The sequence below is a fragment of the Limimonas halophila genome (assembly GCF_900100655.1).
Lineage (GTDB): Bacteria > Pseudomonadota > Alphaproteobacteria > Kiloniellales > Rhodovibrionaceae > Limimonas > Limimonas halophila.
Map to the genome: position 1 here is coordinate 213,697 of NZ_FNCE01000003.1, position 21,996 is coordinate 235,692.

Here is a 21,996-nt window from a genome sequence, read left to right on the forward strand (position 1 = left end):
GGCACGGGGCGGCCGGTGTGACACGGACACCGGCCGCGGCGCCCTTTACGTCGCCAGGTTCAGCCCGCCGGCCGGCGGCTGCTCGCCCTGCGGGGCGGAGGTCGCGGCCGGCTGGGAGGCGCCGTTCTCCTCGCTTTGCAGCTGGTCGGCAGCCTCGTGCCACGCGTCCCGCAACGGCTTGAGGAGGTCGATGACCTCGTGCGCATACTGCGGGTCGTTCTTCGTGTTGATCGACGTCATGCGATCCAGGCACGTCATGTAGACGGTGTTCAGGTTGCGGGCCAACTCGGCATCCTGGTTGAAGTCGAGCCCGCCCTTGAGCGTGAGCACGATGTTCCGGGCCAAGCGCACGCTGTTCAGTCGGCGTTCGATTTCGTTCGCCTCGATCGCATCCACGGCGTCGCGCAGGGAAGCGATCGCCCGGTCGAGGACCAGCGCGACCTGCTTGGCCTTCGACATGCCCTGTGCCTGATTGGCGGCGTAGGTCTGGGCGACGTTGGTGTACATCGCACGTGCTCCCGTTGACGTGGTTCAGCGTGCCGTCCCGATCAGTTGCCACCGCCGAGGCGGGCCTGCAGGATCTGCTGCTGCTGGCCGAGCTGGGCGATGTTGCCTTCCAGCTCGCTGAAGCGCTGGATCAGCGTTTCTCGCCGATCATCAAGCTGCCGCTCGAGCCGGTCGAGACGCTCGTTCCGGTTTTCGTTCTGGCTTTCCAGGCTGTCGATCGTGCTCTGGATCAGCCCGCTGTCGCGCTCACTCGCCGCGTTTTGGGCGGTGAAGAAGGTCTGGGCGCCGATGCCGACGCCGGTGTCGAAATTGATGGTTTCGTTCGTGACGTTCGGCTCGTTGAAGAAGACCGACAGGCCCTGTGCTTCGCCGTCCGTGACCCGAACCGAGTTGTCCGAGGCGATCTCCACCAAGCTGGCGTCGCCGTTCAGATCGGCGTCCGTGATGGTGCCGTTCCCGTCGGTGCTCACATTCAGATCGAAATTTTCGACCGCGCCCGTGTTGCCGGTGAAGTTCAGGAGCTGAGCGGACGGGTTGCTCGTCCGGAAATCGAACTGGAAGAGGTTGCGCACGTCCTCAAAGTTCTGGCTCAGCGCCGTGTCAAGCAGCACGGCCGGGTCGTTCTCGTCCAGGCTGTCGCGAACAGTCAGCGTGCCCCGGTTGAGCGGGTCGGCAATTTCGTCGTCCTGAAGCTCCTGAATGCCAATCGAGCGCAGGGTGCTGAATTCGCCGTCCACGTTGCGGCCAACCCCGGAGCTGATCTGGTTGAGGCGTTGCTGGATGCTGTCCAACACCCGTTCGTCGGCCAGAGCGCCGACGGTGTCCTCGGATTGCCCTTCGAGCTGCACCTCCTGGCGCTGTGCGTTGACGAAACGCTGGACGGAGTTGAAGGCGTCCACGAAGCTCTGGATGTCTTCCCGCGCGGCAGCGAGATCGCGCTCGACGGGCAGGTTGACCGTGGTGCCGTCTTCCGCCTGGCGGATGTTGAGCGTCACACCTTGGAAGACGTCGTCCACGGTGTTGCTTTGACGCTCGAAGATTTCGTCGTCGAGATTCGTGTTCTCCAGAAAGGTGCTTCCACCATCGCTGAAGGAAAGGCTGCCGTTGGAGGAATTGACCTCCAGCGAGTCGTTCTGACCGTCGCCGTTGGTGTCTACGGTTCCGGCCGTGATCGAAGCCGGCGTCTGATCGTTGATCGCTGTTGCGAGGTCTTCAAGACTGGTCGCATCGACATCGATGCTGCCGCTTCCATCAGGCACCTCGATGTCGGTGGTTCCGTCGTTGTTGGTCACCGACAAGGTGAAGTTCGAGTTCTCCTCGACGAGGCCGAGGTTCAGGAGCGACTGCGAGGTATCGTTGACCCGTTCCGACTGCGCGGTGGTCTGCTCTTTCACGTTGTCGGCGGTGAAGCGGGCGTTCTGGGCGTCCTGAATGACGCTTTGTTTGTTGCCGCTCCCGTCGAGGACACCGAGATCTTCGAGCGGGTTGTTGGTCGTGTCCGCCAGCGCGATCCGGTTGTCCGTGCCCGTGTCCTCGGCGGCCAGGACGAGCTGCTTTTCCGTGTCGGAGATGTTGACGACGCTGGCCGTAACACCGGCATCGGCGCTGTTGATCTTGTCGCGGACGTCGTTGAGCGAGTCGCTGTCGGCCGTCGAAATCGTGCTGGCGCCCTGGAGGTCCGTGTTTTCCAGGAACTCGCTGCCGCCGTCCGAGAGCGTGATCGGATCGCCGTTGTCCGATGACAGCTCCAACTGGTTGTCCCCGTTCACCTGTGCCGAGACATTGGCAACGTTGCCGTCGATGTCTGCGGCCACGTCGTTGAGGGACGCGGTAGAGGTATCGAAACTGCGGGTGGTGCCGTTGACCGTCAGATCGAGCGTGCCGCTCGCGAGGTTCTGATTGGCCAGCGTGTCGGTCGGGTCGCCGACCGACGTGGAGGTCAGCGTCTGCGTGCCGATCGTGAAGGCGCCGTTGAAGCTGCCGTCGCTGACCTCGGCGTCATCGCCGTCCGCGAGCGCTTCGTCGGCGCGGGAGAAGATGCTGCTGCCGAGCTGTTCCGCCTCGGCGCGCTGAAGCACCTCGATCTGGTGGTCGCGCACCTGGGCTTGATTGGTCAGCTGCGCACCGATGATGTCCGCGGCTTCGGACGGCTGCTGGTTGTCGAAGCGGCTGGTGGTGGCGTTGCCCAGCGCCTTTTCGGCGAACGCGCTGTTGGAGCCCGCGATCGTGCGCCTGCCGTTCAAACGGCCCGCCGCCGAACGCAGCTCCTCGAACCGGCTGCGCAGGTTTTCCAGCGCATCGATTTTGAAATTGTTGTCCTCGACCTGTGTTTCGATGCGGTCGATGCGCTGCTGCTGCGGCTCGACGAGGGAGTCGACGAGATCCTGTGTGGGGATGCCGGTCGACGGTCCGGAAAACCGCGCGCGGCCGCTGTCGGTGATGAGATTGCCGAGGCCGAAGAGACTGTCGCTCATCGTGCCACCTCCGTCCTACCTAGACGTGGGCGGCCGGCGCTCCCGGTCGGACGACCGGGGTGCGCTCAGACGCGTTGATTGACGACGATCCCGAGAACCCGGTTGACGCGCGCGGCCTCAACCATCTCCTCCGGGGGAACCTGGCGAAGCAGTTCGTCCGTGTCCGCATCGCGCAGCTCGAAAGTCAGGGTGTTCAGCAGGTCGTCGTGCCTCGTCGTGACCGACGTCTGCCGGGGGCCGTCGTCCCCGACTTGCTCCCGGTCTGCAAGCAATTCACGTGCCAAGCGGTCGCGGTCACCGCGGCTGGACCGCTCGGCAAAATCGGCCCGGAGCCGTTCGCCCGAGACGGTTGAATTTGCCGCGCGGTTGTCGTTGATGGCCGCGCCGGCCTGTTGACTGTCGGCGCGCGGGGCCTGGGAAAGCACGTCTGTCAAGGGTGTCATGGCTGCCACTCCACCGCTGCGCCAGATGAGCCGGGAATCGTTCAGGGGCAGGGTGCGCTGGCGCGGACGCACGCTGCAAGGTTAAGACATCGTAACTTTCTCTCAGGTTGATTTGCAAGCCGCGTGCCGGTCTGGTTTCGAACCGGTGCGGGTTTCCCGGTGACATCGGGGGTGACCGACCACCGGATCGGTGTCCGGTGGCATGGGTGGGCGAGATTGCCCGGTCGGGGGAGGCAATGACGGGTGGGGGCGCTTTGGCTATCGCGTTCTCCCCCATGGTCATCACCGCGCTGGACGCGGTGATCTCGCCCGGTTCGGGTTTCCCGGCGACATCGGGGGTGACCTTGATGGGTCAGATTGCCCGCTTTCGCGGGCAATGACGGCTTGGGGGACAATGACGAAAAGGGGGCGCCTACCGCCACGGAGGCCCGAGAACCCACGTAACGAGACTTCGACGGATACCGCGATCAACCGGCGTAACGCGATGAAGAACGAAGGACGGAAATATGATCGCGGACCCACGCTTGCGGGTCGCGGATTTCGGTTGTGGGCCGTACCAAACTTCCAGATCCCCACCCTGATAGTCGTCGGGCTCCGAGAGTTGAATGACGATGCTCAGCTTGCGTAGACTGTTTTGACCCGGTCCATGGTCCGTGTGCCAGTCATATTTCGCGCCTTCGTGGCTATATTCGATATATTGGGCATTGTATATGCCACGAATGTCAAATCCCAAAAAGCGATTGTTGACATTTTTCGCAACTTTTAGAATTCGATTGTAAATATACTTCGTTTCGGCGTCGAATGGAAATGCGCCAACAAAACAGTCCCGTATACCTGACTTTCCACCTCTGGTTTCGCCGGAAGACGAAATATTTTCGTAGCCGAGTGAAATAATATGGTCGCACTCGTTGGGCGTGAAGACATCATCGATGGTCATCAAGTCATTGTAGTTTTTGTTTGGCGTATTGAATGCCTCTTGGCCCGAGTTTGCGTTCATATCCTGCTCCCTTCTTCAGGCGAAAAAAGGGGCGGATGGCCACGCCATCCGCCCCCAAAGGCCATCTGTCTTTAGGCGAGGCTTACTGGAAGAGACCCAGCAGGTTCTGCGGCAGCTGCTGCGCCTGGGTAAGCGTCGAGGACGCCGCCTGGAAGCGCACCTGGGTCTGGGAGAACTCGGTGCTGGCCTGGGCGACGTTGGCCTCGATCAGCGAGGAGTTCGCCGCGCTCTGGTTGTTGATGGCGGAGGAGATGTTGTCCTGCGCCGCGTCCAGGCGGTTCTGGCTGGCCGCCACCTCGGAGCGCCGCTGGTTGAGCGTTTGCAGCGCGTTGTCGATGGCCTGGTTGGCCTGCTCGGCGTTCGTCCGGGTGTCGAGGCTCGTCCCGTCGATGCCGAGCGACCGCGTGTCGATCGAGCCGATCGTGACCTCGATCTGGTCGGCGTTGGCATCCGTCCCCGTGCCGACCGCGAAGTTGAGCATCGTGGTGTCCGACCCCGTGAAGGTCGCACCCGTCAAGGTGTCGACACCGGTCGTAGCGCTTGACAGGTCGGTCATGGCGATGGTCGTGCCCGTGCCGAGCATCACGGAGAACGATCCCATGCCATCCTGGCCGGTGGGCCCGGCGATGATGGTTTGGGCCATCGTCAGCTGCACGTTGGCCGGTGTGGCCGTGTCCGCCTGGACCATCACGTTGGTCAGCATGCCGGAGAAGTTGGTCGTGTTGCCGTCGGCCGTGGTGACGCCAGTCACCATGAAACTCAGCATGGCCAGCGTGCCGGTGCCGCCGCTGATGCCGGTGAGCGACGTCCCGGTCGCGTTGGCGGTGATCATTGCGGAGCTGATCATGAACGTCGGATTGGCCTGATCGGAGCCGGAGAAGGTGACGCCCATGGCACCGAAGGCACCGGTGCCGACCACAGTGCCACCGCTCGTGTTGGTGGCATTAATGTTGCCGCTCACCAGCTGGCTGCCGGAGAAGGTGGTGTCCTCGGCCAGGCGGTTGATTTCGTCCTGAATCGCCTGGAACTCGGAATCCAGGAACTCCCGCTGGGGATCGGAGATGTTGTCCGAGCCGGCCTGGACGGCGAGCTGCTGGCCGCGCTGCAGCAGGCTTTCCGTGTTGGAGAAGGCGCCGTCCGCGATCTGCAGCAGGGAACCCGCCTGCTCGGCGTTGCGGTTGGCCTGCTCCAGGCCCGAGACCTCGGCCTCCAGGCGCGAGGAAATGGCGGAGGAGGCGACGTCGTCCTGCGCCTCGTTGACGCGCAGGCCGGAGGACAGCACCTCCGACTGGTTCTGCAGGCTGTCGCTCAGGCGGTTGAGCTGCTGGTTCGCCTGGGCCGCCGGGGCGTTGGAGACGATGCTGAGGGACATGGTTTCCTCCTACTTGGATGTCCGTGGGTGCATCTTGCCTCGCGGGGCCGTCCTGTCCCCGCGTTCCGGCCGCCGTTCTTGCAGCCGGCGAGGCACGCACTGGGATAGCAACACCCGTGCCAGGGGTGACGCAAGAGGGGGCTGCGCGCAGCGTTTCGGCTTTTCCCCTATGGTCATCACCGCGCTGGACGCGGTGATCCCGCCCGGTGCGGGTTTCCCGGTGATCTCGGGGGTAACGCGATGGGTCAGATTGCCCGGTTGGACACGCAGTCGCTGGCCGGAGGCCAGCTAGCGGGCAATGACGAAAAGGGCCGGCAATGACGGGGTGGGGCGTGTCGGCCGGTTCAGCCGGCGCCGATGTGGGCGAGGAATTGCTCGCGCAGGCGCGCGTCCGTCTCGCTGCGCATCTTCACGGTTGGCGGGTCCGGAACCGCGGCCGCGCCCGCATCCACGCCGAGCTGCGAAAGCATGTGGCGCACCGTGGCGTCATAGTCGGCGGTGAGCGTTTCGTAGGTCAGCGGTTGAACCGCGATGCCGAGGCTGTCGAACAGCGCCCGCCATTGCTGTTCCATGGCCAGAACCCGGTGCAGGCGCTGGGCGATGGCGGGGCCGTCGAACGTTAGATCGTCGTCGGCCGTGGGGGCTGTTTCGGCTTCGTCCGCGTAGACGTTGAAGGTGTCGCGCTGCTGCCCCTTCCAGGTCGAGATCGCCTGCTGCAGCCGGTCCTGGCGGTACAGAAACACGACGTGATCGGCCTGCTTCAGGAATTGCGTGAACGGGTTGGGCACGCGGCGGAACATGGTCTGCATCTGATCGTATTTCACGTTCAGCCCGAACACGCCGTTGGGTGAGGTGCGCCGCGCCTGCATGTCGCTCATCAGGTCGGCGAAGGTGAAGTTCCACGAGCCGCGATCCTTGGCGTATTCCTGCAGGAAGCCGCGGTTCAGGTACTCCATGGGGTCGCCCGCGACGCTGGTGCGGTAGAGCGCCTCGCTCAAGAGGTTGCTGCCGGAGCGGTGCGTGCAGCAGATCACGTAGCGTTTCACGGGTGTGCCCGGTTCGGCGAAATCCCGGCTGGGGTCGAGTTGCTGTTGGATGTTGCGCTGCTTGACCGACGCCGCTGCTTGCTGATCCGCCATGTGTGGTTTCACCCCGCGTTCGTGTTGGCCGCGCTACGTCGAGACCAATGTCGGCGAGTGTGCATGCAAGCGCAATGCGAAGCGTGCGCGGATGGGCGGCGGGCGCAGTGTCGGGCGGGGTGGGCAAAAATGGCCGCCCGTGCGGCAAGGTCTTCCGGGTAAGCTTTTGGCAAGCTTTTTGCGTGAGACTGCGGTCAGCAGTTCGGGCTGAAAGAAGGATCGTGCGCCATGGCCGAGCAGACCAGCCCTGTGTTCCGGCAGGACTCGCGGCCGCCGCAACAAGGCGCCGCGTCTGCGGATTCCCCGGTGTTTCGCGCCAATCAGCAGGACGCGGAAACGCAGCACCAGCGGCTGCTGGGGGCGGCGTTGCGCGCCTACAACGCCGGTCAATTGGACCGAGCGGATCAGCTGCTCGCCTCGGCCAGGAAGCGCTGGCCGCGCGACGGCGACACGATGCACCTTCTGGGGCTGGTCGCGTGGCAGCGCAAGCAATATGACAGCGCCGTCGCCAAGATCCGCAGCGCGATCCGGGCCAATCCGGCGAAGCTGGAATATCGCACGAACCTCGCGGCCGTGTACCGGTCAGCGGGCAAGCCCGACAAGGCGGGTCGCGAGTTGAAGCGGGCGCTGGAGCTCGACCCCGAAAACGCCGCGGCCCACGTCAACATGGCCAACCTGCTGCGGGAGAACGGGGACGTCGTCAACGCGGCCTCGCACTATACCAAGGCGATCTGGATCAAGCCGGACAACCTGCGGGTTTGGGCCGACTTCGCCTCGATGCTGATCGAGGACGACCGCTGGCAGGACGGGCTGGAGGTGCTGCACCAGGCCGACGCCTGGGAGAAGGACGGGTTGACCGTTGCGCGCACGACCGCCGCGTTCCTGTTTCAGCGCAAGCGTCCCCACGCCTCCGTCGCCGTGCTCGAGGACGCAGCCGAGCGGCACGGCGACGAGGTGCAGTGCCTGACGAACATGGTTCAGGCGCTGTTCGCGACGGAGCGCTACGCCGAAGCCTTTCACGCGGCACGGCGGGCGCTGCGTGCGGATCGCGAGTCCGTGCTGGCCAACAGCGCGATGGCGCATGCGTTGTCCGCCCTGCGCCGCTACCGCTGGGCGGTGCGGTTTATGGAATACTGCGTGGAGCAGGCGCCGCAGGCTCCCCAGTATCGCGTTCAGCTCGCCAACCTCGTCGGCTGGGTGGACAGCGACACCGAGCGTCAGAAGGCGTTGTGCCGCGAAGCGCTGGAGATCAATCCGAACTTCGGCCCTGCCTACGGCCAGCTCAGTTCCATCGCCCAGATCGAGGGCGACTTCGAGGCGGCGCGCGACTACATTCAAAAGGCCATGGCCTGCATGCCCAAGGCGCCCGGTCCGGTGATGCAGTTCTACAACATGCAGAAAGACATCACCGAAGAGGATGACATCGCCACGGTGCTCGCGCGCCTGGAAAGCCACGAGAACATCACGATTGGCGAGCTGGCGATTTACAACTACACACTCGGCAACCTCTTCGACAAGGTGAAGGCGCCCGAGCGCGCCATCTTCTATTACAAGGCGGCGAACGGCCTCAACCAGATCCAGTGGAAGAAGAAAGGCGCCGTCTACAGCCGCGAGCAGACGGAGCGCGTGGTCGCCGAGAACCGGGAGATCTTCACGGCCGACTATATCCGCGAGATGCAGGCGGCGTACGGCAATCCGTCCGAGCGGCCCGTGTTCATCCTCGGGATGCCGCGTTCCGGCACCACGCTCGTGGAGCAGATCCTCTCCAGCCACCCGGACGTGTGCGGGGCGGGCGAGCTGGCCAAGATGACGCAGCTCGTGAGTGCTGCCACGCAACGCCACACGCCGCGTGGGGCCCAGGAGCAGCGCAACTACCCGCTGTGGGTGCCGGAGGCGAAGGCTGACGAATTCGCGGCGATGGCGCGCCAGTACCTTGAATACCTGGACGAGTTCGACGCCGAGAAGCCGCGCGTGACCGACAAGATGCCCCACAACTTCACGCTCGTGGGGCTGATCGCGATCCTCTTCCCGAACGCGCGCATCATCCACTGCATGCGCGATCCGGTGGACGTGTGCCTGTCCTGCTTCCGGCAGAACTTCGCGGCGCCGCACCCCTACAGCCTGGAGCTGTCGGATCTGGGCCATCATTACCGCCAATACCGCGCCTACATGGCGCACTGGCGGCAGGTCGTGCCCAGCGAGCAGCTCTACGAGGTGCAGTACGAGGAGCTGGTTCAGGACCAGGAGCGTGTCAGCCGCGAGCTGGTGGACCACATCGGCCTGGACTGGGACGACAACTGCCTGCAGTTCCACCAGAAGGAGCGCGCGGTGAAGACCGCCTCGCTCGCGCAGGTGCGCCAGCCCATCTACACCAAGTCGATGAAGAAGTGGAAGCCGTACGCGCCGTACCTGGGCGAGCTGTTCCGGGCGCTCGGTGATTGCGCGCCCGACGACCCCGAGGTCGCGGATGCGATCGCCAAGCTGGAAGCCAGGGAAGCCGAGCAGGCCGCGCAGCCGCAACCCGAAGACGCCGTCGCCGAACAATAAGAGCCGGGACCGAAGCCTCATGGAACAGCAGGCCGCCGCCAGCGCACCGACGACAAGCGGTTATTACGCCCGCGACGTCGCCTTCCGCTCCGGCGTTATCCATCTGCAAAGCCCCGTGAACATTGCCTACACCGCGGCCAGCCAGGGCTTCGTGCCGCCGGACCCGTGCCAGCCCTTCACCTACATGGATCTGGGCTGCGGCGACGGCACGACGCTGAACGCCTGGGCGTCGATCTATCCGGATTCCGAGTTCGTCGGCATCGACTTCAATCCCGGCCACATCGAGCGCGCGCGGCGCGTGGCGCGCGAGGCCGGGCTGGAGAACGTGCGCTTTCTGGAAGCCTCGTTCGCCGACGTCGATCCGGCCGAGCTGCCGGCCTTCGACTTCATCGGCATGAACGGCATCTACTCCTGGCTCGAGGAGGATCTGCTTGCGGCCGCGCGGAGTCTGGTCGGGGCGACGCTCAAGCCCGGCGGTTTGTTCTACGTCGAGTTCACGCTGCTGCCGGGGACGATCTCGCAGTGGCCGCTGTGGCACCTGATCCAGGGGCTGGTGCCGCCGGAGGTGGGCGCGGACAGCCGCGAGCGCGCGAACACCGCGCTCAACCTCCTGGAAAAGCTGGTCCAGGGCGGCATGGGCTACCTGCGCAACCATCCCCAGGCGCGGCAGGCGGCGCTCAACTACATCCAGAACCGCAAGACGTCCACGAACACTGTGGATCACTTCGCCCACAACGCGCTCGCCAGCGGCTTTCGCCCGCGCTTCTTCACCGAAATGGCGAACGAGATGGCGGGCATCGGGTTGAGCTACGTGGGGCGCGCGGCCACGCGGCTGAATGAGCTGGAGGTTTCGGTTCCGGTCCAGCAAGCCAACCTGCTGCGTGAAGTCGAGGATCCGGATCTGCGCGAACTGCTCATCGACTACATCCGCAACGACGGCAACCGCCGCGCCGTGTGGGTGAAGGACGGGCAGCGCGACGAGGCCGGTGCCAGCGATTTCCTGTTCAAGGTGTTTCATGTCACGGCGAACCGGCCGACGGAGCGCATGCCGCGGTATCTGACGCGGGTGGACAACACGCGCTTCGAGCTGAGCGGCGGCGGCTACGACAAGCTCTTCGCCGCCCTGGGGGTCAGCTCGCGCCGGATCGGCGACCTGGACGTGGCGGCCCAGGTTACGCCCGACCTGCTGGTGCCGGCGGTCCGCCGGGTGTTGGCCACCGGGGAGTTCACGCTTTCGCTGCAGCCCACACACCTGGATCCCGAGGCCGAGGCGCCGCACGCGATTGCCATGCCCAACCCCGTCAATCGCCGCCTGCTTGGCGAAGCAGCCGAGGAGCACCGCGCGTGCGGTCTGGTGAGCCCGGTGAGCGGTGGCCGGGTTACCGGGCTTGGCGCGTTCCAGGTGCTGTTCCTGGATGCGTGGCTCCGGCACGGGCGCGACGCCAGGCTGGACACCGTGGCGGCGGTCGCGCCGCAAATGTCGGGCACGGCCCGCATCAACGGCGAGGATATCCAGGCCTGCGACTTGACGCACGAACACCTGACCGTGCTGTTGGAGCGCTTCGACCGAGCGCAGGTTCCCACGCTGCTCGCCTACGGGGTCATCGAGCCGGCACACGCCACCGACCACGAGAACACGGCGGACGCGGACGGCGCGCAATGACGGCGGATCTGGAACACGAGCTGGACCAACTCGCCTCGGCGCTCGCGGAGGTGCAGCGCCGGGCGCGCGAGGGCGAAGCCGTCGACATGAGCCTGCTGGACGCGCAGGTCCAGGCGGTCGCCGATGCGGCCGAGGGCCTCGATGCCGCGCGCATGGCGGAGCTCCGGCCGCGCATCGCGCGGGTGCTCACGGCCTACGAGCAGCTCGATCAGACGCTGCGTGCCGAGCTGGAAAGCGTGAAGGAAGAGCTCTCCAATCACGGCCAGCGGGCCCACGCCATGCGGACCTACGGTCAACTCCAAGTGGCCGCGGAAACCGCGCCGCGCCGGTAATGCCGGCGTTGTGAGGGCTCACGCGGCCTGCGACCGCTCGGCCCGCGGCGGGCGGCCGTAGCGCCGGCGGTAGGCTCGGGAAAAATATGCCGAGGAGCCGAAGCCGCAGGCGAAGCCGATCTCGGAGACCGGCATGTCCGTCTGGCTGAGCAGATGGCGCGCCCGCTCCAGCCGGATGTCCAGATAGTGGCGCAGGGGCGGCTTGCCCATGTGCGTGGCGAACAGCCGGTCCAGCTGACGCTTGGTTAGCTCGCAGGCCGCCGCCACCTCCGCCAGGCTCACGGGCGCTTCGATGTTCTGCTCCATCACTGCAACCGCGCGCACCAGCGTGCGATTGTGCGTCCCCGCGCGGCGGTCGGCGGGCATGCGCTGGGTGACGTCCGCCTGCCGGACCTCGTGGTGCATGAACTGCTCCGACACGCTCACCGCCAACTCGTGGGAGTGGTGCTGGCTGATCAGGTCCAGCATCAGGTCCAGCGCGGCCGTGCCGCCCGAGCAGGTGAAGATGGAGCCGTCGACGTCGAACAGCGCGTCGCGGGCGTCCACGTCGGGGTAGGCCTCGCGGAAGGCGTCCAGCACCTCCCAGTGCAGCGTCACGTGGCGACCCGACAGCAGCCCCGCCTCCGCCAGCAGGTAGGGGGCGGTGTCGAAGGCGCCCAGGTCGCGGCCCTGGCGGTGCAGCTTGCGCAGCCAGGGATAGATGCGCGGATCGGCGTTACGCAGCGGATCCTCGCTGGCGACCACGGCGACGACGGGCACGTCCGCCACGTCGTCGATGCCGGCCTCCGTCATGATCGCCATGCCGTTGCTGGCCTGAATCGGTCCGCCGGTGGCGGAGATGAACTGCCAGCGGTACGCATCCCCGCCGGCGAAGCGGTTGGCCACGCGCAAGGGCTCCACGGCCGAGAGCAGGCACATCATCGAAAAGTTCGGCACCAACAGGAAGCCGATGCGTTGGGGCTGTTCCAGGTTGCGTTCGTGCAGCACGGGCACCCCCGCTTTCGCGTCCGATCTCCTGCCGTGTTTATCCGCTTTTTCCTTTCTTGGCAAAATAGAGCAAGCTGATGCCCGTGGGTCCACCGGGCGGCTCAACGGCTTGGCGTGCTGTCGCAGTCGCCGCCGAGGTGCTTGAACGATTTTTCCGCGGCTTGCCGCGGTGACGCGTTCGCCAGAGAGATCGGACAAGACAGGGGTGGCACCCATGCGGCCTGCTGGCGGTGGCGCGCACGATCCCCGGCAAGCGGGACGGCGCACGACACCAGCATGGTCGAGCGGGAGGGTCATCCCATGCGCAAGGACGTCATCCTCACCTGCGCCGTCACGGGCGCGGGTGCCACCACCGGCCGCAGCGACAAGGTTCCGGTCTCGCCGGCCGCCATCGCCGACGCCTGCATCGAGGCCGCCCGCGCCGGCGCCTCGGTCGTCCACGCCCACGTCCGCGATCAGGAGACGCACGAGCAGAGCCGCGACCCGCAGATGTTCCATGAGGTCGTGGACCGCGTGCGCAGCGCCGACGTCGACGCGGTCATCAACCTCAGCTCCGGCATGGGCAGCGACCTCGTCGTCGACGACGCCAACCCGGCCACGCCGGGCGAGGGCAGCGATCTGGTCGACGCGCACACGCGGCTGGCGCACGTCGAGCGCTGCCTGCCCGAGCTGTGCACGCTCGACTGCGGCACGATGAACTTCGGCGACGGCCGCGACGTCGTGGTGCAGACGCCCAACATTCTGCGCGCCATGGCGAAGCGCGTGCGCGAGCTGGGCGTCAAGCCGGAGATGGAGTGCTTCGACACCGGCCACGTCTGGTTCGCCAACCAGCTCGTGAACGAGGGCCTGATCGCCGACCCGCCGCTCTACCAGCTCTGCATGGGCATTCCGTGGGGCGCGCCCGGCGATCCGCAGAGCATGATGAACATGGCGCGCCTGGTTCCCGAGGGGGCGCACTGGGCCGGCTTCGGCATCGGCCGCAACGAAATGCCCATGGTGGCGCAGGCCGCGCTGCTGGGCGGCCACGTCCGCGTGGGGCTGGAGGACAACATCTTCCTGTCCAAGGGCGTGCTCGCCACCAACGGCCAGCTCGTCGAGAAGGCGCGCACCATCGTCGAGAACATGGGCGCCAACATCGCCTCGCCGCAGCAGACGCGCGAGATGCTCAACCTGCGCCAGCCGTAACCGTCGCGGCGCTGATGTGATTTTCCGGAGATACACCGCATGACACGTCCCGATCCCAACCAGGTGACGCGCGTCGGCGTCGTCGGCGCCGGCGTCATCGGCGGCGGCTGGGCCGCGCACTTCCTGGGCCGCGGCTACGACGTCGTGGCCTATGACCCCGCGCCGGACGCCGGCGACCGCCTGCGCCGCATCGTCGACGGCGCGTGGCCGGCGCTGGAGGACCTCGGCCTCGCCGAGGGCGCCTCGCCGGACCGCCTCCGGATCGCCGACAGCATGGCGGAGGCCTGCGCGGACGTTCCCTTCGTGCAGGAGAGCGGCCCCGAGCGCCTGGACCTGAAGCAGCGCCTGCTCGCCGACCTGGACTCGGTCGCACCGGCGGACACCATCATCGGGTCCTCGACCTCCGGCTACGGCATGAGCGAGATGCAGCGCGCGTGCGCGCGGCCCGAGCGCACCGTGGTCGGCCATCCCTTCAATCCGCCGTACCTCGTGCCCCTGGTCGAGGTCGTGGGCGGCCAAAAGACCGATCCCGAGGCGGTGACGTGGGCGAGCGCATTCTATACGGCCGCCGGCAAGTCCGTGATCGAGATGGACGTCGAGCTGTCCGGCTTCCTGGCCAACCGCCTGCAGGAAGCCGTCTGGCGCGAGGCGTTGCACATGGTCGCCAACAACGAGGCGACCGTGGAGCAGATCGACCAAGCCATGACCGAGGGGCCGGGGCCGCGCTGGGCCTTCATGGGGCCGTGCCTGACCTTCCACCTCGCCGGCGGCGAGGGCGGCATGGCGCACATGCTGGACCACTTCGGCCCGTCGCTGGAGTCCCCCTGGACGCGCCTGCTGGCGCCCGAGCTCACGACCGAGCTGCGCGACCGCATGGTCGAGGGCTGCGAGCGCGAGGCGGACGGGCGCTCCACCGCCGAGCTGATCGCCGAGCGCGACCGCAAGCTCATCGCCGTGCTGCGGGCCCGTGAGGCCGTGTGAGCACCATGAGCACGGCCATCACGCACACCGACACCGTCCGCCCCGAGTGGGTCGATTATAACGGCCACATGAACGAGGCGTTCTACGTCGTCGTCTTCAGCCACGCCACGGACGCGCTCCTGGCGGCGCTGGACCTGGGACCGGCCTACCGCGAGCGGACGGGGTGCAGCATCTACACCGTCGAGGCGCACGTCCGCTACCTGCGCGAGGTCACCGAGGGCACCGAGCTGACCGTGACCAGCCACGTCACGGGCGTGGACCGCAAGCGCCTGCACATCTGCCACAGCATGCACGCCGGGGGCGAGGAGATCGCCACCGAGGAGGTCATGACGCTGCACGTCGACCAGAACGCGGGGCGCACCGCCCCCTTCCCCGAGGACGTCGCCGCCCGCGCCCGTGACCGCGCGACCGCGCCGCCCGAGTGGGCGGGCCGCGCCATCGCCCCCGTCGCACCCGGCACCAAGGGAGCCTGATCCATGAGCGAGGCCGTCAAGACGACCCGCGACAACGGGGTGCTGGAAATCACCCTCGACCGCCCGAAGGTCAACGCCATCGACCGCGCGACTTCGATCGCGCTGGGCGAGGCCTTCGCCACGCTGCGCGACGATCCCGAGCTGCGCTGCGCCGTCATTACGGCCGCCGGTGACAAGATGTTCTCCGCCGGCTGGGACCTGAAGGCGGCCGCCGCCGGCGACGAGGAGGAAGTCGGGCTGTGGTGGCACACCGACTACGGCCAGGGCTCCTTCGCCGGGATTACGGAGCTGTGGGACCTCGACAAGCCCGTCATCGCGGCCCTCAACGGCCTGACGCTCGGCGGCGGCTTCGAGCTGGCGATCGCCTGCGACCTGATCGTCTGTGCCGAGCACGTGGAGTTCGGGCTCCCCGAGGTGCCGCTCGGCATCGTGCCGGATTCCGGCGGCCTTCAGCGCGTGCCCAAGTACCTGCCGCACCGCATCGCCGCCGAGCTGCTGCTGCTGGGCCGCCGCATGCCGGCGCAGGAGGCCATGCACTACGGCATGGTCAACGCCGTCGTGCCGCAGGATGAGCTGATGGCCACGGCCCGCGGCTGGGCCCGCACGATTGCCCAGGGCGCGCCGCTGGCGGTGCAGGCGATCAAGGAAATCCTGCGCGAGACCGACGGCATGTCCGTGCACGAGAGCTTCGACAAGCTGCGCAGCGGCGATCTCAAGAACTTCCCCAAGGTGCTGCTCAGCGAGGATGCCAAGGAAGGTGTCGCCGCCTTCGCCGAGAAGCGCACGGCCAACTTCCGCGGCGTTTAACCCGGACAAGGAGGGCCACGCGATGGATTTCGCCCTCACGACCGAGCAGGAGCTGATCGTCGAGAGCACGCGGCGCTTCGTCGAGGACGAATGCATGCCGCACGAGCCCGAGGTCGAGCGCCAGGACGCCGTGCCGGCCGAGCTGCAGCGCCAGATCCGCGCCAAGGCGATCGAGAACGGCTTCTACGCCGCCAACATGCCCGAAGCGTTGGGTGGCGGCGGCCTGGACACCCTGACGCTCACCCTCATGGAGCGCGAGCTGGGCAAGACCAACTTCGCCCTCCAGGCGCTCGTGCACCGGCCCAGCAACATCCTGCGCGCCTGCACCGACGCGCAGGCGGAACACTACCTGTATCCCGTCATCCGCGGCGAGCGCATGGAATGCGTCGCCATGACGGAACCCAACGCCGGCTCCGATCTGCGCGGGATGGAGACCACGGCCGTCCGCGACGGCGACGACTGGGTCATCAACGGCACGAAGCACTTCATCTCGCACGCCGATCTGGCGGACTTCACCGTGCTCTTCGCCGCCACGGGCGCCGAGGAAACCCCGCGCGGCAAGCGCAAGAAGATCACCACCTTCCTGGTGGACCACGACACGCCGGGGATGGAAGTGCGGCCCGGCTACAACAGTCCATGCCATCGCGGCTACCACAACAGCATCCTCAATTTCGACGATTGCCGCGTGCCGAACAGCCGCGTGCTGGGCGAGATCGACCAGGGCTTCGAGGTGGCGAACACCTGGCTGGCCCCGGCGCGGCTGACCGTCGCCATCCAGAGCGTCGGCCGGGCGCAGCGCGCGCTGGCGCTGGCCGCGGACTGGGCGGCCAACCGCAAGCAGTTCGGCCAGCCCGTCGGCCGCTTCCAGGGCACGAGCTTCAAGATCGCCGACATGGCGACCGAGATCGAGGCGGCGGAGATGCTGTGCCTGCGCGCGGCCTGGCGCCACGACCAGGGCACGATGACCGACACCGACGCCGCCATGGCCAAGCTCTACGCCACCGAGGCGCTGGGCCGCGTCGCGGACCACGCGGTGCAGATCTTCGGCGGCATGGGCCTGGTGGACGAAACGCCGGTGGAGCGCCTCTGGCGCGACGCCCGCCTGGAGCGGATCTGGGACGGCACCAGCGAGATCCAGCGCCACGTCATCTCGCGCGCGATCCTGCGCGATTACGAGCAGTAAGATGCGGTTCCGTTGAGCGAAAGCCATCGCTGAACGGGCAAAACGCCGACGGCCCAACCCCCTCTCAATCTCCCCCTCCCCATGCATGGGGAGGGGGAGACGCCGGCGCGGGGCATGGCCCCGCGTCGCAGAGGGGGAGGGGAAATCGGCCCCAATCCTTGAGACAACGTATGAGGTCGCCGTGTCGGACAGCAGCCTGACGGCGGCGCGCCGCCGCAACCTCCAGCGTGTGCTCACCCCGCGCCACGTCGCGGTCATCGGGGGCGGGGCCGCCGCCGAGGCCGCGCGCCAACTCGACGCTCTCGGCTTCCAGGGGCAGGTGTGGCCGGTCAACCCGCGCCGGACCGAGATCGCCGGCCGGGCCTGCCACGGCTCGGTCGCGGAGTTGCCCGAGGCCCCGGACGCCGCGGTGGTCGCCGCCCCGGCGGCCCAGTGCCCCTGCATCTTCGCGGAGCTGAACCGCATCGGCGCCGGTGGCGGGGTGTGCTTCGCCGCCCACTTCCGCGAGGACGGCGCGGCCGACCTGGAAGCCGAGCTCGTCGAGGCGGCCGGCGATTGCGTGCTCGTCGGCCCCAACAGCCACGGCATCCTCAACCTGCTGGACCGCGTGGCGCTGTGGCCGGACGACCACTGCGCCGAGCCGGTCGAGGCGGGCGCCGCGCTCATCAGCCAGAGCGGCAACGTGGCGCTCAATTCCACCTTCCACCGCCGCTCGGTGCCCCTCAGCCACGTCGTCAGCGCGGGCAACCAGGCCCAGCTCGACATCGGCGACTTTATGGACGCCCTGCTGGACGACGCGCGCGTTCACGCCATCGGGCTCTTCATCGAGGGGCTGCGCGACGTGCGCGGGTTCGCGCGGGCCGCCCGGCGGGCGCTCGAACGGGATGTGCCCGTGGTGGCGCTCAAGGTCGGGGCGTCCGACCACGGGGCGCGCGCCACGCTGGGTCACACGGGCTCGCTTTCGGGCGCGGACGCGGCCTACGACGCGCTTTTCGACCGCCTGGGCGTGATGCGCGTCCGCACCCCGGAAGCGTTGCTGGAAACGCTCAAGCTCTTCACCACGGCCGAGCGGCCGGCGGGCCGGCGGCTGGTGTCGCTCTCCTGCTCGGGCGGAGAAGCGGCCCTGGCCGGCGACCTGATGAGCGGCGCGGGGCTGGTGCTGCCGGCGCCGTCCGAGGCGGCGGCCGGCGAACTGGCGAAGACCTTCCGCATCCCGCGCGGCTCGGTGGGCAACCCGCTGGACTACAACACGGCCATCTGGGGCGACGCCGACGCCTGCGCGGACGGCTTCGCCGCCGCGATGGGCGAGGGCACCGACATCGGCGTCCACTTCCTCGACTTCCCGCGCGACGAGGCGTGCGACGCCGCGAACTGGCGGGCCGCGCGCGACGGCTTCCTGCGGGCGCATCGGCGCGTCGGCGGCACGGCGGCCATGATCGCCACCTACGCCGAGTGCTTTCCCGAAGCCGACCGCCGGGCTTGCGTCGCCGCCGGGGTCGCGCCCTTGCAGGGCCTCCAGCCCGCGGTGACGGCCCTGGGCCACGCGGCCGCGCACGCCGAGTGGCGCCGACGGCTTCTCGACGAGGCGGCGTGGACGGGGCCGCTCGCGGGGGCCGGGCCGCGGACGCCGCCGCGCCTGGTGGATGAGGGCGAGAGCAAGCGGCGGCTGGCGGCGCACGGCCTCAGCGTGCCGGACGGGCGCTGCGTCGGCCTGGGCGACGTGGGGCAAGCCGCCGAAGCGGTGGGCTTCCCGGTCGTGCTCAAGGCCGTCGGGCTCGCCCACAAGACGGACGCGGGGGCGGTGGCGCTGAACCTGCAAAGCGCGGAGGCCGTGCGCGCGGCCGCCGACGCCATTGCCGACCGGCTGGCGGCCGGGGACGCGGCCCCGGATCGCTGGCTGGTGGAGACGATGGTGCCGGACGCCGTGGCCGAGCTGATCGTCGGCGTGACGCGGGACGACACCGTGGGCCCCGTGCTCGTCGTGGGCGACGGCGGCGTGTTCGCCGAGCTGATCGGGCGGACGCGCACGCTTCTGCTGCCCACCACGGAAGCCCGCGTGCGCGAGGCCATCACCGGCCTGACCACGGGCCGGCGCCTGCTCGGCCAGCGGGGCGACGCGGGCGGCGACCTGGACGCGGCCGTGGCCGCGTGCATGGCCGTGGCCCGCTACGTCGAGGCGAACGCCGACAGCTTGGCCGAGATCGACGTGAATCCGCTGCTGGTGCGCCCGCCCGGACGGGGCGCCGTGGCAGCCGACGCGCTCATCGCCGAGGCGGTACACGCGTGAAGTGTGGAAAGCGGCAAATCGGCCGGAAATTTCGGTCAAAAATCCCGAAGATGGGATAAGCAGCCGGGCCTTTGCGGCGGATATCGTTTGCGGCGATGGGCCGCACCGCCGTGCTGTAGCCGGTGCGGCGCCCGGACAACAAGCGACACAAAATGTCGGGAGGCATTCAAATGCTTGGAGGTTCCATGAAATCGACGATGAGCCAGATCACGCGTCGGGCCGGCGCGGCGCTGGCGGGTGTGGCGCTGGCGGCCAGTGTTGCCGGCGGTTCCGCCGCCGCGGCCGACAAGCCGACGATCCGCTTCGGCGTGCCCACCTGGACGGGCGTGACCGTGAAGAGCGAGGTCGCCGCCCAAATCCTGGAGCACATGGGCTTCGCCACGAAGCAGACGACGGCCAGCCCCGCCGTTGCGCTCAACACCATCAAGTCGGATGAGCTGGACATCTATCTCGGCGGCTGGATGCCCACCGAGAAGGACATGATCGATCCGCTGGTGGAGAAGAACCAGGCCAAGGTCCTGACCACGAACATCTCCAACGCGATCATGGGCATCGCCGTTCCGGAGTACGTCTGGGAAGCCGGTGTCAAGACCGAGGCCGACCTCGACAAGTTCGCGGACAAGTTCAACAACAAGATCTACGGGATCGAGGCCGGCAGCGGCTTCAACCAGTCCATCAAGAGCGCCATCGAGAACGACCGCCACGGCCTCGGCGACTGGCAGCTGATCCCATCCAGCACGTCCGGCATGCTCGCGCAGGTGGACCGCAAGATCCGCAAAAATGAGTGGATCGTCTTCCTGGGCTGGGAGCCGCACTGGATGAACATCCGCTTCGACATCAAGTACCTGAAGGCCGTGGGTGAGCCCAAGATCGCCGAGACCACGAGCGACGTGCTGACCGTCGCCAACGTCAAGCTCGGCGAGCGTCACCCCAACGTTGAGAAATTCTTCTCGCAGTATGTCGTGCGGAAAGACGAGCAGTCGAAGTGGGTTCTCGACCACGGTCAGAAGGACATTGAGGCCGAAAAGGTCGCGGCCGACTGGATCGCGAACAACCTGGACCGTGTGGCCGAGTTCCTCGACGGCGTGAAGGCGCGCGACGGCCGCCCCGCCATCGAGGCCGTGAAGGCGGCGGTCGGTTCCTGATCGCCCGCCCGTGACGGCGCGTCCGTCTCTTGACGGACCGCCGCCCATGACCGAATGGACGACCGTGGATGGCCGGGTGCTCCGTTTGGGGCGCCCGGCCATCTGCGTGTGGCGAACGGAGATGCGGCATGGCGAGCCCGGCGGCGGAGCGCCATCACGATCCGCTGAACGGCGCGCTGGCGATGCAGGGCGCCGTCATCGCGTTCACGCTGCAGGACGCGGGCATCAAGTGGCTGCTGGAAACCTACGCGGTCGCGGAGGTGCTCGCCCTGCGTTCGGCGATCGTCATCGCCTGCATGGGCCTCGTGCTGGGGCTGCGCGGCAAGCTGCTGCGTGCGGTCCGACCCGACCGGATGGTTCAGGTGTACGGCCGCGGGGCGCTGATCGTTTGCGCCTTTTTTGCCTATTTCACCGCGCTCATCTACATGCCGCTGCCGGACGTGGTGGCGATCTTCTTCGCCGCGCCGCTGATCCAGAGCCTGCTGTCGTGGCCCGTGCTCGGGGAGGCGGTCGGCTGGCGTCGGCTGTCCGCCATCTTCGCCGGCTTCGTCGGCGTGCTCATCATGGTCGGGCCGGCCGGCGCAATCTACGGTTGGCCCGCGCTGGCGGCCGTCGCCTCGGCCGTGTTCTACGCCGGGGCGATGGTGTGGAGCCGCGCGCTCGGCCCGCGCGCGACGCCCGTGCAGCTCACCTTCGCCACCAACGTGGCGTTCCTCGTGGCGGGTGGGGTGGCGTTGCCCGTCGTCTGGACGACGCCGGCGCCCGTCGACGCCGGCTTTCTGGCCCTCATGGCGGGGTTGAATTTCCTCGGCCACATCGGGCTGGCGGCCGCGTACCGGCTTGCACCCGTCGCCGTCGTGTCGCCGCTGGATTACACCGCGATGCCGCTGGCCGTGCTCCTGGGCGTGGCGGTTTGGGGCGACTGGCCCACCTGGGGCACCGTCGCGGGCGTGCCGCTGGTGATCGCCAGCGGCGCCTTCATCCTCTGGCGCGAGCAGCGCCTCAAACGGCTCGGGCCGGACGCCTCACCGCGCGTCACGTGGGGTCGAGCGCGTAGCGGCTGAGCACGTCGAAGGTCACCACCGCCAGGGCTTCCTCGTGCGTGGCGCGCAGGATCACCGGCGGCGCGACGCCGGCGTCGAAGGCTTCCTTCCAGCGGCCCACGCACAGGCACCAGCGGTCGCCGGGCCGGAGCCCCGGAAAGCCGAACTGCGGGCGCGGCGTGGAGAGGTCGTTGCCCTGATCGCGCGTGAACGCCAGGAAGTCGCGCGTCATCTCCGCGCAGACCACGTGCAGGCCCAGGTCGTCCGGCCCCGTGGCGCAGCAGCCGGTGCGGAAGAAACCCGTGACCGGATTGGAACAGCATTCGGCCAAGGGTTCGCCGAACACGTTCAGCGCATCGGCGTACGGATCGTGATCGCTCATGGATGATCCCCCTGCATGGACCTTTCGAGGTAGCGCACAGGCGGAGCCC

19 protein-coding genes are annotated in these 21,996 nt (G+C 67.7%); 11 read left to right on the forward strand and 8 right to left on the reverse strand.

Annotated elements, in window-relative coordinates:
• Positions 1 to 45: 45 nt before the first annotated feature.
• The 6 genes from fliS to BLQ43_RS06510 form a co-directional block, all read right to left on the reverse strand.
• Complete coding sequence (gene fliS, locus BLQ43_RS06480) at positions 46 to 507, reverse strand: flagellar export chaperone FliS (RefSeq protein WP_090019317.1); 462 nt, start codon at positions 505 to 507, stop codon at positions 46 to 48.
• 41 nt (positions 508 to 548) lie between these two features.
• Positions 549 to 2,981, reverse strand: coding sequence for a flagellar filament capping protein FliD (gene fliD, locus BLQ43_RS06485; protein ID WP_090019318.1), 2,433 nt, complete (start codon positions 2,979 to 2,981; stop codon positions 549 to 551).
• 65 nt (positions 2,982 to 3,046) lie between these two features.
• Positions 3,047 to 3,424 (reverse strand): flagellar protein FlaG, encoded by a 378-nt coding sequence (locus tag BLQ43_RS06490; RefSeq protein WP_090019319.1) that lies wholly within the window; start codon positions 3,422 to 3,424, stop codon positions 3,047 to 3,049.
• A 412-nt stretch (positions 3,425 to 3,836) separates the two neighbouring features.
• Positions 3,837 to 4,421 (reverse strand): 2OG-Fe(II) oxygenase, encoded by a 585-nt coding sequence (locus tag BLQ43_RS06500; protein WP_090019321.1) that lies wholly within the window; start codon positions 4,419 to 4,421, stop codon positions 3,837 to 3,839.
• An 82-nt stretch (positions 4,422 to 4,503) separates the two neighbouring features.
• Positions 4,504 to 5,793 carry a flagellin N-terminal helical domain-containing protein gene (locus tag BLQ43_RS06505; RefSeq protein ID WP_090019322.1) on the reverse strand — a complete coding sequence of 430 codons (1,290 nt, stop codon included), beginning with the start codon at positions 5,791 to 5,793 and terminating at the stop codon, positions 4,504 to 4,506.
• A 344-nt stretch (positions 5,794 to 6,137) separates the two neighbouring features.
• Positions 6,138 to 6,932: a Stf0 family sulfotransferase gene (locus BLQ43_RS06510; RefSeq protein WP_090019323.1), complete on the reverse strand. Its 795-nt coding sequence runs from the start codon at positions 6,930 to 6,932 to the stop codon at positions 6,138 to 6,140.
• 228 nt (positions 6,933 to 7,160) lie between these two features.
• Here BLQ43_RS06510 and BLQ43_RS06515 point away from each other — a divergent pair, with 228 nt between their 5' ends.
• The 3 genes from BLQ43_RS06515 to BLQ43_RS06525 are packed head-to-tail and all read left to right on the forward strand — an operon-like array spanning position 7,161 to position 11,474.
• Positions 7,161 to 9,479 carry a tetratricopeptide repeat-containing sulfotransferase family protein gene (locus BLQ43_RS06515; RefSeq protein WP_090019324.1) on the forward strand — a complete coding sequence of 773 codons (2,319 nt, stop codon included), beginning with the start codon at positions 7,161 to 7,163 and terminating at the stop codon, positions 9,477 to 9,479.
• Positions 9,480 to 9,498: 19 nt separating this feature from the next.
• Positions 9,499 to 11,142 (forward strand): methyltransferase domain-containing protein, encoded by a 1,644-nt coding sequence (locus tag BLQ43_RS06520; RefSeq protein ID WP_176758554.1) that lies wholly within the window; start codon positions 9,499 to 9,501, stop codon positions 11,140 to 11,142.
• Positions 11,139 to 11,474: a hypothetical protein gene (locus BLQ43_RS06525; RefSeq protein WP_090019326.1), complete on the forward strand. Its 336-nt coding sequence runs from the start codon at positions 11,139 to 11,141 to the stop codon at positions 11,472 to 11,474. Before BLQ43_RS06520 ends, BLQ43_RS06525 begins: the two co-directional genes overlap by 4 nt.
• 18 nt (positions 11,475 to 11,492) lie before the next feature.
• Here BLQ43_RS06525 and BLQ43_RS06530 read toward each other — a convergent pair whose 3' ends face one another.
• Positions 11,493 to 12,461, reverse strand: coding sequence for a GlxA family transcriptional regulator (locus BLQ43_RS06530; protein ID WP_218119145.1), 969 nt, complete (start codon positions 12,459 to 12,461; stop codon positions 11,493 to 11,495).
• Positions 12,462 to 12,761: 300 nt separating this feature from the next.
• Between BLQ43_RS06530 and BLQ43_RS06535 the strand changes: the two genes are divergently transcribed.
• From BLQ43_RS06535 to BLQ43_RS06570, 8 genes are all read left to right on the forward strand, one after another.
• On the forward strand, positions 12,762 to 13,646 hold the full coding sequence (locus BLQ43_RS06535; protein ID WP_090019403.1) for a beta-keto acid cleavage family enzyme: 885 nt from the start codon (positions 12,762 to 12,764) through the stop codon (positions 13,644 to 13,646).
• Positions 13,647 to 13,685: 39 nt separating this feature from the next.
• The gene (locus tag BLQ43_RS06540; RefSeq protein ID WP_090019327.1) at positions 13,686 to 14,627 is read left to right on the forward strand and encodes a 3-hydroxyacyl-CoA dehydrogenase NAD-binding domain-containing protein; all 942 of its coding nucleotides are present in this window, start codon (positions 13,686 to 13,688) and stop codon (positions 14,625 to 14,627) included.
• Positions 14,628 to 14,632: 5 nt separating this feature from the next.
• The gene (locus BLQ43_RS06545; protein WP_090019404.1) at positions 14,633 to 15,100 is read left to right on the forward strand and encodes a thioesterase family protein; all 468 of its coding nucleotides are present in this window, start codon (positions 14,633 to 14,635) and stop codon (positions 15,098 to 15,100) included.
• Between the two features lie 3 nt (positions 15,101 to 15,103).
• Positions 15,104 to 15,907 (forward strand): enoyl-CoA hydratase-related protein, encoded by an 804-nt coding sequence (locus BLQ43_RS06550; RefSeq protein WP_090019328.1) that lies wholly within the window; start codon positions 15,104 to 15,106, stop codon positions 15,905 to 15,907.
• Between the two features lie 22 nt (positions 15,908 to 15,929).
• Positions 15,930 to 17,090, forward strand: coding sequence for an acyl-CoA dehydrogenase family protein (locus BLQ43_RS06555; protein WP_090019329.1), 1,161 nt, complete (start codon positions 15,930 to 15,932; stop codon positions 17,088 to 17,090).
• 181 nt (positions 17,091 to 17,271) lie between these two features.
• The gene (locus tag BLQ43_RS06560; protein ID WP_176758555.1) at positions 17,272 to 19,377 is read left to right on the forward strand and encodes an acetate--CoA ligase family protein; all 2,106 of its coding nucleotides are present in this window, start codon (positions 17,272 to 17,274) and stop codon (positions 19,375 to 19,377) included.
• A 185-nt stretch (positions 19,378 to 19,562) separates the two neighbouring features.
• The gene (locus BLQ43_RS06565; protein WP_218119146.1) at positions 19,563 to 20,522 is read left to right on the forward strand and encodes an ABC transporter substrate-binding protein; all 960 of its coding nucleotides are present in this window, start codon (positions 19,563 to 19,565) and stop codon (positions 20,520 to 20,522) included.
• Between the two features lie 128 nt (positions 20,523 to 20,650).
• Positions 20,651 to 21,586 carry a DMT family transporter gene (locus BLQ43_RS06570; RefSeq protein WP_176758556.1) on the forward strand — a complete coding sequence of 312 codons (936 nt, stop codon included), beginning with the start codon at positions 20,651 to 20,653 and terminating at the stop codon, positions 21,584 to 21,586.
• Here BLQ43_RS06570 and BLQ43_RS06575 read toward each other — a convergent pair.
• A complete protein-coding gene (locus BLQ43_RS06575; RefSeq protein WP_090019333.1) occupies positions 21,558 to 21,947 on the reverse strand; it encodes a DUF2237 family protein in 390 nt (129 codons plus the stop codon). The genes BLQ43_RS06570 and BLQ43_RS06575 overlap by 29 nt on opposite strands.
• Positions 21,948 to 21,996: the final 49 nt, after the last annotated feature.

Excerpts from the sequence above, each read along its gene's own strand:
- BLQ43_RS06490 (WP_090019319.1), bottom strand. The coding sequence starts at position 3,424 with ATGACACCCTTGACAGACGTGCTTTCCCAGGCCCCGCGCGCCGACAGT.
- BLQ43_RS06540 (WP_090019327.1), top strand. The coding sequence starts at position 13,686 with ATGACACGTCCCGATCCCAACCAGGTGACGCGCGTCGGCGTCGTCGGC.
- BLQ43_RS06520 (WP_176758554.1), top strand. The coding sequence starts at position 9,499 with ATGGAACAGCAGGCCGCCGCCAGCGCACCGACGACAAGCGGTTATTAC.
- BLQ43_RS06525 (WP_090019326.1), top strand. The coding sequence starts at position 11,139 with ATGACGGCGGATCTGGAACACGAGCTGGACCAACTCGCCTCGGCGCTC.
- fliS (WP_090019317.1), bottom strand. The coding sequence starts at position 507 with ATGTACACCAACGTCGCCCAGACCTACGCCGCCAATCAGGCACAGGGC.
- fliD (WP_090019318.1), bottom strand. The coding sequence starts at position 2,981 with ATGAGCGACAGTCTCTTCGGCCTCGGCAATCTCATCACCGACAGCGGC.
- BLQ43_RS06535 (WP_090019403.1), top strand. The coding sequence starts at position 12,762 with ATGCGCAAGGACGTCATCCTCACCTGCGCCGTCACGGGCGCGGGTGCC.
- BLQ43_RS06515 (WP_090019324.1), top strand. The coding sequence starts at position 7,161 with ATGGCCGAGCAGACCAGCCCTGTGTTCCGGCAGGACTCGCGGCCGCCG.
- BLQ43_RS06510 (WP_090019323.1), bottom strand. The coding sequence starts at position 6,932 with ATGGCGGATCAGCAAGCAGCGGCGTCGGTCAAGCAGCGCAACATCCAA.
- BLQ43_RS06550 (WP_090019328.1), top strand. The coding sequence starts at position 15,104 with ATGAGCGAGGCCGTCAAGACGACCCGCGACAACGGGGTGCTGGAAATC.
- BLQ43_RS06505 (WP_090019322.1), bottom strand. The coding sequence starts at position 5,793 with ATGTCCCTCAGCATCGTCTCCAACGCCCCGGCGGCCCAGGCGAACCAG.
- BLQ43_RS06575 (WP_090019333.1), bottom strand. The coding sequence starts at position 21,947 with ATGAGCGATCACGATCCGTACGCCGATGCGCTGAACGTGTTCGGCGAA.
- BLQ43_RS06570 (WP_176758556.1), top strand. The coding sequence starts at position 20,651 with ATGGCGAGCCCGGCGGCGGAGCGCCATCACGATCCGCTGAACGGCGCG.
- BLQ43_RS06555 (WP_090019329.1), top strand. The coding sequence starts at position 15,930 with ATGGATTTCGCCCTCACGACCGAGCAGGAGCTGATCGTCGAGAGCACG.
- BLQ43_RS06500 (WP_090019321.1), bottom strand. The coding sequence starts at position 4,421 with ATGAACGCAAACTCGGGCCAAGAGGCATTCAATACGCCAAACAAAAAC.
- BLQ43_RS06545 (WP_090019404.1), top strand. The coding sequence starts at position 14,633 with ATGAGCACGGCCATCACGCACACCGACACCGTCCGCCCCGAGTGGGTC.
- BLQ43_RS06565 (WP_218119146.1), top strand. The coding sequence starts at position 19,563 with ATGAAATCGACGATGAGCCAGATCACGCGTCGGGCCGGCGCGGCGCTG.